This is a genomic window from Pseudomonas sp. CAU 1711 (assembly GCF_039888625.1).
Classification (GTDB): Bacteria; Pseudomonadota; Gammaproteobacteria; order Pseudomonadales; family Pseudomonadaceae; genus Aquipseudomonas.
Window position 1 is genome coordinate 76325 of sequence record NZ_JBDQQT010000018.1, and the last position, 8276, is coordinate 84600.

At 67.0% G+C, this 8276-nt stretch carries 4 protein-coding genes; 3 read left to right on the forward strand and 1 reads right to left on the reverse strand.

Translation table 11 applies throughout. The features are described from left to right. Nucleotides 1-111: 111 nt before the first annotated feature. The 3 genes from putA (at nt 112) to rimO (ending at nt 6613) form a co-directional block, all read left to right on the forward strand. Nucleotides 112-4047 carry a trifunctional transcriptional regulator/proline dehydrogenase/L-glutamate gamma-semialdehyde dehydrogenase gene (gene putA, locus AAFN46_RS18725; protein ID WP_347810206.1) on the forward strand — a complete coding sequence of 1312 codons (3936 nt, stop codon included), beginning with the start codon at nt 112-114 and terminating at the stop codon, nt 4045-4047. Nucleotides 4048-4155: 108 nt separating this feature from the next. Continuing rightward, nucleotides 4156-4947 carry a pyrroline-5-carboxylate reductase gene (gene proC / locus AAFN46_RS18730; protein WP_347810207.1) on the forward strand — a complete coding sequence of 264 codons (792 nt, stop codon included), beginning with the start codon at nt 4156-4158 and terminating at the stop codon, nt 4945-4947. Nucleotides 4948-5290: 343 nt separating this feature from the next. Beyond that, a complete protein-coding gene (rimO, locus tag AAFN46_RS18735; protein WP_347810208.1) occupies nt 5291-6613 on the forward strand; it encodes a 30S ribosomal protein S12 methylthiotransferase RimO in 1323 nt (440 codons plus the stop codon). A gap of 115 nt (nt 6614-6728) precedes the next feature. Here the strand turns inward: rimO and AAFN46_RS18740 are convergent, their stop codons facing one another. Further along, the gene (locus AAFN46_RS18740; protein ID WP_347810209.1) at nt 6729-7694 is read right to left on the reverse strand and encodes an integron integrase; all 966 of its coding nucleotides are present in this window, start codon (nt 7692-7694) and stop codon (nt 6729-6731) included. Nucleotides 7695-8276: the final 582 nt, after the last annotated feature.

The following is an 8276-nucleotide window of genomic DNA, read 5'->3' on the forward strand; positions in this document are numbered from 1 at the left end:
CTCGTCGAAAACACCGCAGAGCAAAGGTTGCACCTAGTTGCACCCTGATTGCGATAACGCTTAATCTTCGGCCACTCGTCATCCCTCGCACCTTGCTGACAGGATTACCCCATGGCTACCACCACCCTCGGCGTCAAACTCGACGATGCCACCCGCGAACGCCTGAAGCAGGCCGCCCAGCAGCTGGACCGCACCCCGCACTGGCTGATCAAGCAGGCGATCTTCACCTACCTGGAACAGGTCGAGGGTGGCCTGACCCCGGCCGAGCACGCCGGCCTGGCCGCCGCGGCCGGCGAGGAAGCCGTGGACAACTTGAGCGACCAGGGCCTGCAGGTATTCCTCGACTTCGCCGAGAGCATCCTGCCGCAGTCGGTGCTGCGCGCCGCCATCACCGCCGCCTACCGCCGCCCGGAAAACGACGCCGTGCCGATGCTGCTGGAGATGGCGCGCCTGCCCAAGGAGCAGGCCGAGGCCGCCAACAAGATGGCCCTGGGCATCGCCGAGAAGCTGCGCAAGCAGAAGAGCGCCGGCGGCCGCCAGGGCCTGGTGCAGGGCCTGCTGCAGGAGTTCTCGCTGTCGTCCCAGGAGGGCGTGGCGCTGATGTGCCTGGCCGAGGCGCTGCTGCGCATACCGGACAAGGCCACCCGCGACGCCCTGATCCGCGACAAGATCGCCAACGGCAACTGGAGCCAGCACCTCGGCCAGAGCCCGTCGATGTTCGTCAACGCGGCCAGCTGGGGCCTGCTGATCACTGGCAAGCTGGTGTCCACCCATAACGAGGCCGGCCTGTCCTCCTCGCTCAACCGCCTGATCGGCAAGAGCGGCGAGCCGGTGATCCGCAAGGGCGTGGACATGGCCATGCGCCTGATGGGCGAGCAGTTCGTCACCGGCGAGACCATCGGCGAGGCCCTGGCCAACGCCGCCAACATGGAAAGCAAGGGCTTCCGCTACTCCTACGACATGCTCGGCGAGGCCGCCCTCACCGAGGAAGACGCCAAGCGCTACCTGGCCTCCTACGAGCAGGCCATCCATGCCATCGGCAAGGCCTCGCACGGCCGCGGCATCTACGAAGGCCCGGGCATCTCGATCAAGCTGTCCGCCCTGCACCCGCGCTACAGCCGCGCCCAGTACGACCGGGTGATGGACGAGCTGTACCCGACCCTGCTCGGCCTGACCAAGCTGGCCAAGCAGTACGACATCGGCATCAACATCGACGCCGAGGAAGCCGACCGCCTGGAAATCTCCCTCGACCTGCTCGAGCGCCTGTGCTTCGAGCCGGCGCTGGCCGGCTGGAACGGCATCGGCTTCGTCATCCAGGCCTACCAGAAGCGCTGCCCCTACGTGATCGACTACGTCATCGACCTGGCCAAGCGCAGCCGCCACCGCCTGATGATCCGCCTGGTCAAGGGCGCCTACTGGGACAGCGAGATCAAGCGCGCCCAGATCGACGGCCTGGAAGGCTACCCGGTGTACACCCGCAAGCCCTACACCGACCTCTCCTACATCGCCTGCGCACGCAAGCTGCTGGCCGTGCCGGAAGCCATCTACCCGCAGTTCGCCACCCACAACGCCCACTCGCTGGCGGCCATCTACCAGATCGCCGGGCAGAACTACTACCCGGGCCAGTACGAGTTCCAGTGCCTGCACGGCATGGGCGAGCCGCTCTACGAGCAGGTGGTCGGCTCGCTCAAGGACGGCAAGTTCAACCGTCCGTGCCGCATCTACGCCCCGGTCGGCAGCCACGAGACGCTGCTGGCCTACCTGGTGCGCCGCCTGCTGGAAAACGGCGCCAACACCAGCTTCGTCAACCGCATCGCCGACCACAGCATCTCGCTCAAGGACCTGGTCGAAGACCCGGTCGAGCAGGTCGAGCGCATGGCCGCCCAGGAAGGCGCCGTCGGCCTGGCGCACCCGCGCATCGCGCTGCCGCGTGACCTGTACGGCGCGGCCCGGGTCAACTCCAGCGGCATCGATCTGGCCAACGAACACCGCCTGGGTTCGCTCTCCTCGGCGCTGCTGAGCAGCACCAACATCGCCTACGTCGCCGCCCCGATGCTCGGCTGCGACACGCCGAACCCGGGCCCGGCCGAGCCGCTGCGCAACCCGGCCGATCATCGCGACCTGGTCGGCCACGTGCACGAGGCCAGCGAGAGCGATGTGAAGAGCGCCATCCTCTGCGCCCAGGCCAGCGGGCCGATCTGGCAGTCCACCCTGCCGAGCGAGCGCGCCGCCGTGCTGGAGCGCGCCGCCGACCGGATGGAGGGCGAGATCCAGCAACTGATGGGCCTGCTGGTGCGCGAGTCCGGCAAGACCTTCGCCAACGCCATCGCCGAAGTGCGCGAGGCGGTCGACTTCCTGCGTTACTACGCCGCCCAGGCGCGCGGCTTCGGCAACGACAGCCACCGCCCGCTGGGCCCGGTGGTGTGCATCAGCCCGTGGAACTTCCCGCTGGCGATCTTCACCGGCCAGGTGGCCGCCGCCCTGGCCGCCGGCAACACCGTGCTGGCCAAGCCGGCCGAGCAGACCCCGCTGATCGCCGCCCAGGCCGTGCGCATCCTGCTCGAAGCCGGCGTGCCCGCCGGCGCCGTGCAGCTGCTGCCGGGCCGCGGCGAGACCGTCGGCGCCCGCCTGGTAGGCGACGAGCGCGTGCGCGGGGTGATGTTCACCGGCTCCACCGAAGTGGCCGGCATCCTCCAGCGCAGCATCGCCGGCCGCCTGGACGCCCAGGGCCGCGCCGTGCCGCTGATCGCCGAGACCGGCGGGCTGAACGCGATGATCGTCGACTCCTCGGCCCTGGCCGAGCAGGTGGTGGTCGACGTGGTCAGCTCCGCCTTCGACAGCGCCGGCCAGCGCTGCTCGGCGCTGCGCGTACTGTGCGTGCAGGCCGACGTGGCCGACCGCGTGGTGGAAATGCTCAAGGGCGCCATGGCCGAGTACCGCATCGGCTCGCCGGAGCGCCTGCACACCGACATCGGCCCGGTGATCGACGCCGAGGCCAAGGCTGGCATCGAGGCCCATATCAAGGCCATGCGCGACAAGGGCCGCAAGGTGTTCCAGGCCGCCCGCCTGGAGGCCGAGGAACTCAAGCGCGGCACCTTCGTCCTGCCGACCCTGATCGAGCTGGACAGCTTCGACGAGCTCAAGCGCGAGATCTTCGGCCCGGTGCTGCACCTGGTGCGCTACCCGCGCGCGGAGCTGGGCAACCTGCTGCAGCAGATCAACGACAGCGGCTACGGCCTGACCCTCGGCGTGCACACGCGCATCGACGAAACCATCGCCCAGGTGGTGGACTCGGCCAAGGTCGGCAACCTCTATGTCAACCGCAACATCGTCGGCGCCGTGGTCGGCGTGCAGCCGTTCGGCGGCGAGGGCCTGTCCGGCACCGGGCCGAAGGCCGGCGGCCCACTGTACCTGTACCGCCTGCTGTCGACCCGCCCGCAGGAAGCGGTGGCCCAGCAGCTGCAGCAGGGCGAGGTGCAGGCCCTGCCCACCCCCGCCGCGCTGGACAAGGCGCGCGCCGCCTTCGCCGAGTGGGCCGGCAAGCAGGAGCCGGCCGTCGCCGCGCTGTTCGAGCAGTACCGCGCGCTGTCGCAGAGCTACAGCAGCCACCTGCTGACCGGCCCCACCGGCGAGCGCAACAGCTATACCCTGCTGCCGCGCGAGCGCGTGCTGTGCCTGGCCGAGGACCGCGCCGACCTGCTGGCCCAGCTGGCCGCCACCCTGGCGGTCGGTGGCAACGCGCTGTGGCTGGATAACCAGCGCGCGCTGCATACCGAGCTGCCCAAGGAGGTGCGCGAGCGCATCGCCCTGGTCGCCGACTGGAGCGCCAGCGAGGTCGAGGTGGATGCCATCCTCCACCACGGCGATTCCGATCAGCTGCGCGCGGTGAGCCAGCAGGCCGCCCAGCGCAAGGGCGCGATCGTCGGCGTACACGGGCTGAACAAGGGCGAGACCGACATCCCGCTGGAGCGACTGCTGGTCGAGCACGCGCTGTCGGTCAACACCGCCGCCGCCGGCGGCAACGCCAGCCTGATGACCATCGGCTGATCCGCGCCATCCGCCGGGCACCCCGCCCGGCGGATGCAAAGGCGCCGAAGCAAGCCTGGTGAAAGCCAGCTCCGGCATCCTCCGCCCGCATCCGGGCCAAGGACTTCCATGAACACACTCTTTATCGGCTACGGCCGCATGGGTAGCGCCATCGGTGCAGCCTGGCGCAAGAGCCATCTGGTCGGCAGCGTCAGCGCCGTCGACCCGCATCTGCCATTTTCCGACAGCGCCCAGCTGTATGCCGACCTGGACGAACTGCCGCAGCGCGCTTTCGAGCTGATCCTGCTGGCCACCAAGCCGGGCCAGGCCTGCCAGACGCTGGCCGCGCTACCCGACCCTCTGTGCCGGGGCGCCGTGGTGATCTCGGTCGCCGCCGGCGTCACCTGCGCCAGCCTGAGCGCGGCACTGCGCGGGCGCTGCCCGGTGGTCCGCGCGATGCCGAACACGCCGGTGCTGGTCGGCGCCGGCTGCAGCGGCCTGTTCAGCGCCGACGTGCTGGACGCGGAACGTCGCGAGCAGATCACCCAGCTGTTCGACGCCGTGGGCAAGGCCTACTGGGTCGAGCAGGAGGGCCAGCTGGACGCGGTCACCGCCCTGTCCGGCAGCGGCCCGGCCTATTACCACCTGTTCAGCGAGGCGCTGGCGGGCGCCGGCGAGGCCCTCGGCCTGCCGGCCGACCTGGCTAAGGCCCTGGCCGCCCAGACCGCGCTTGGCGCCGCCTCGCTGCAGGCGCAGCCGGGCGCGGACTTCATCGAACTGCGCAACGCCGTGACCTCGCCCAATGGCACCACGGCGGCCGCGATTGCCCGCCTCGAACAGGACCAGGCCCTGCGCCATCTGGTCGAGGCGGCAGCCCGGGCGGCCTTCGTCCGCTCCCAGGAGCTCTCCCAGGGCACCTGACCCGGCCGACGGCATGGCCAGGCCACGCCGGACGCCACGCGCCGCACACCTGACAAAGGGGTTACCCACCCGGTGCGACGCGCTTCCTACCTCCCGGCACCCAGGTGCCACGCGCCAGCCTACCCGGCCGGCGCAACCACGGGGCCTGCGGGCCCCGTGCTATTTCTGGCCCGGCGCACGGCACCGCGCGCCTCGCCGCCAATGCCCCGTGAGCGCATCACGCGCCGCCGAAAAGACAAGCAGCCGAAGCGTCGAACAGTGCTGGAAAAGCCCTGCCAGCGCCGCTAGAATTGCGCACTTTTTGATCAGAGGCGTCTCGTGAGCGCCCTTCGAGGTTAGTCGCATGTCCACCGCCACACCGAAAGTCGGATTCGTTTCCCTGGGTTGCCCGAAAGCGACCGTCGACTCCGAACGCATCCTCACCCAGCTGCGTATGGAGGGCTACGAGATCGTGCCCACCTACGAGGATGCCGACGTGGTGGTGGTCAACACCTGCGGCTTTATCGACAGCGCCAAGGCCGAATCGCTGGACACCATAGGCGAAGCCATCGCCGAGAACGGCAAGGTGATCGTCACCGGCTGCATGGGCGTGTCCGAGAACGCCATCCGCGACGTGCACCCCAGCGTGCTGGCCGTCACCGGCCCGCAGCAGTACGAGCAGGTGGTCAACGCCGTGCACGAGGTGATCCCCCCCAAGGCCGACCACAACCCCTACGTCGACCTGGTGCCGCCGCAGGGCATCAAGCTCACCCCGCGCCACTATGCCTACCTGAAGATTTCCGAAGGCTGCAATCACAGCTGCAGCTTCTGCATCATCCCCTCGATGCGCGGCAAGCTGGTCAGCCGCCCGGTCGGCGACGTGCTCTCCGAGGCCCAGCGCCTGGTCAAGGCCGGGGTCAAGGAAATCCTGGTGATCAGCCAGGACACCAGCGCCTACGGCGTGGACCTCAAGTACAAGACCGACTTCTGGGAAGGCCAGCCGGTCAAGACGCGCATGAAGGAGCTGTGCGAGGCGCTCTCCAGCATGGGCGTGTGGGTGCGCCTGCACTACGTCTACCCCTACCCCAATGTCGACGACGTGATCCCGCTGATGGCCGCAGGCAAGCTGCTGCCCTACCTGGACATCCCCTTCCAGCACGCCAGCCCGAAAGTGCTCAAGGCCATGAAGCGCCCGGCCTTCGAGGACAAGACCCTGGCCCGCATCAAGGCCTGGCGCGAGATCTGCCCGGAACTGACCATCCGCTCCACCTTCATCGTCGGCTTCCCCGGCGAGACCGAGGAAGACTTCCAGTACCTGCTGGACTGGCTGACCGAAGCCCAGCTCGACCGCGTCGGCTGCTTCCAGTACAGCCCGGTCGACGGCGCCCCGGCCAATGACATGAACCTCGAGCCGGTGCCGGACGAGGTGAAGCAGGAGCGCTGGGAGCGCTTCATGGCCCACCAGCAGGCCATCTCTGCCGCGCGCCTGCAGCGCAAGGTCGGCAGCGAGATCGAAGTGCTGATCGATGAAGTCGACCACGAAGGCGCCGTCGCCCGCTCCTGGGCCGACGCCCCGGAAATCGACGGCAGCGTGTTCATTGACAGCACCACGGTAAAGCCGGGCGACAAGGTCCGCGTGCGCGTGGTGGATGCCGACGAGTACGACCTCTGGGCCGAACTGGTCTGAACGCCTCGACAAAGAACAGGCCCCGCACATGCGGGGCCTGTTCTTTATGGGAGCGGCTTGAACCGGGAATGGCTTTGCACCTACCAAGCCGTAGCTGAAATGGCCACTCGGCAACTCAACCTCGGTCCAGTGGACTCAGCACCCCCATGCCCCCTCTATTGAGCACATGGGTATAGATCTGCGTCGTCTTCACGTCGGCATGGCCGAGCAGCTCCTGCACGGTGCGAATGTCCTGCCCGGTTTCCAGCAGATGCGTGGCGAATGAGTGGCGCAAGGTGTGCGGCGTCGCCGGCTTGTGCAGCCCCACCCGCCGCACCGCGTTGCGAATAGCCCGCTGAATGGTCTTCTCATGCAGATGATGACGGAAGATACCCCCCGAGCGCGGGTCCTTGGAGCGATTGATCGACGGAAAGACAAACTGCCAACCCCACTCCGCCGCCGCATTCGGATACTTGCGCGCCAGGGCATGCGGCAGATTGGCCCGCCCATAACCCTCCTTCAGGTCCTGATCGTGCAGCGCCCGCACCCGCTCCAGGTGCAACTGCAGGGGCGCCGCCAGCTTTTGAGGCAGCATGGTCACCCTGTCCTTCTGCCCCTTACCGTCACGAATCAGAATCTCCAGACGGGAAAACTCGACATCCTTGACCCGCAACCGCAGCACCTCCATCAGCCGCATACCCGAGCCATACAACAGGCTGGCCACCAGCCACAGCGTGCCATCCAGCTGCGCCAACACACTCGCCACCTCCTCGCGCGTCAGCACCACCGGCAGCCGTCGAGGTCGGCGCGCCCTAATCACACCGTCCATCCACGGCAGTTCGATCTGCAGCACCTGCTTATAAAGGAAGAGAATCGCCGACAACGCCTGGTTCTGCGTGGACGCAGAAACATCCCGGCGTACCGCCAGATGACTCAGGAAAGCCTCGACCTCGGCGGCCCCCATCTCCTGCGGATGGCGGTACTTGTGGAAACGGATAAAGCGCCGCACCCACTCCAGATAGACATCTTCAGTACGAATCGAATAGTGTCGAAGGCGAATCTGCTCGCGCACCTGGTCGAGCAGCCTAGGCTTGTCATCCATGTCGTTTTTGCTCCCTGGTCCATGTCGCATCTCCTGATGCGCCTTGCAGGCTAGACAAGGACTTGCCGGACGACAAGGAACGTTATGCGACACAAGTGGCGGAATTAATTACCCCACTTGTGTCGTCTACTTATAGTTAGGCGTAAGAGCGAAATGGGTTGTTCAGCACCGAGCCAGGAAACACAATCACCGCATCGTCGCGGTGTTCCTGAATCGAATGGTCGCCTGACAGTAAAGGCCGTTATTTGTGGCTCGCAAAGGAGTTGCTTGCAGAGTATGTGCACATCACAAATAACTTTCCGGGCCAAGTCCGACAAGCCGTGCGCTCCGCCGGTCATGCTCGGCGTTGGCATCATTTCCTGCGTACGACTCGGCACCGTGCCTAACAATTGGTTCAAGTCGTTCGCTTCGCTCACTTGGACGTCCAAAAGCTGCGCTTTTGGCCGCCCCTTAACCAAACGTTAGGCGCAAGGGCAAAATTGGTTGTTCAGCACCGTGTCAGGGAACACAATCAACGCATCTTCGCGATGTTCCTGAATCGAATGGTCGCCGGACAGTAGAGGCCGTTATTTGTGGCCCGCA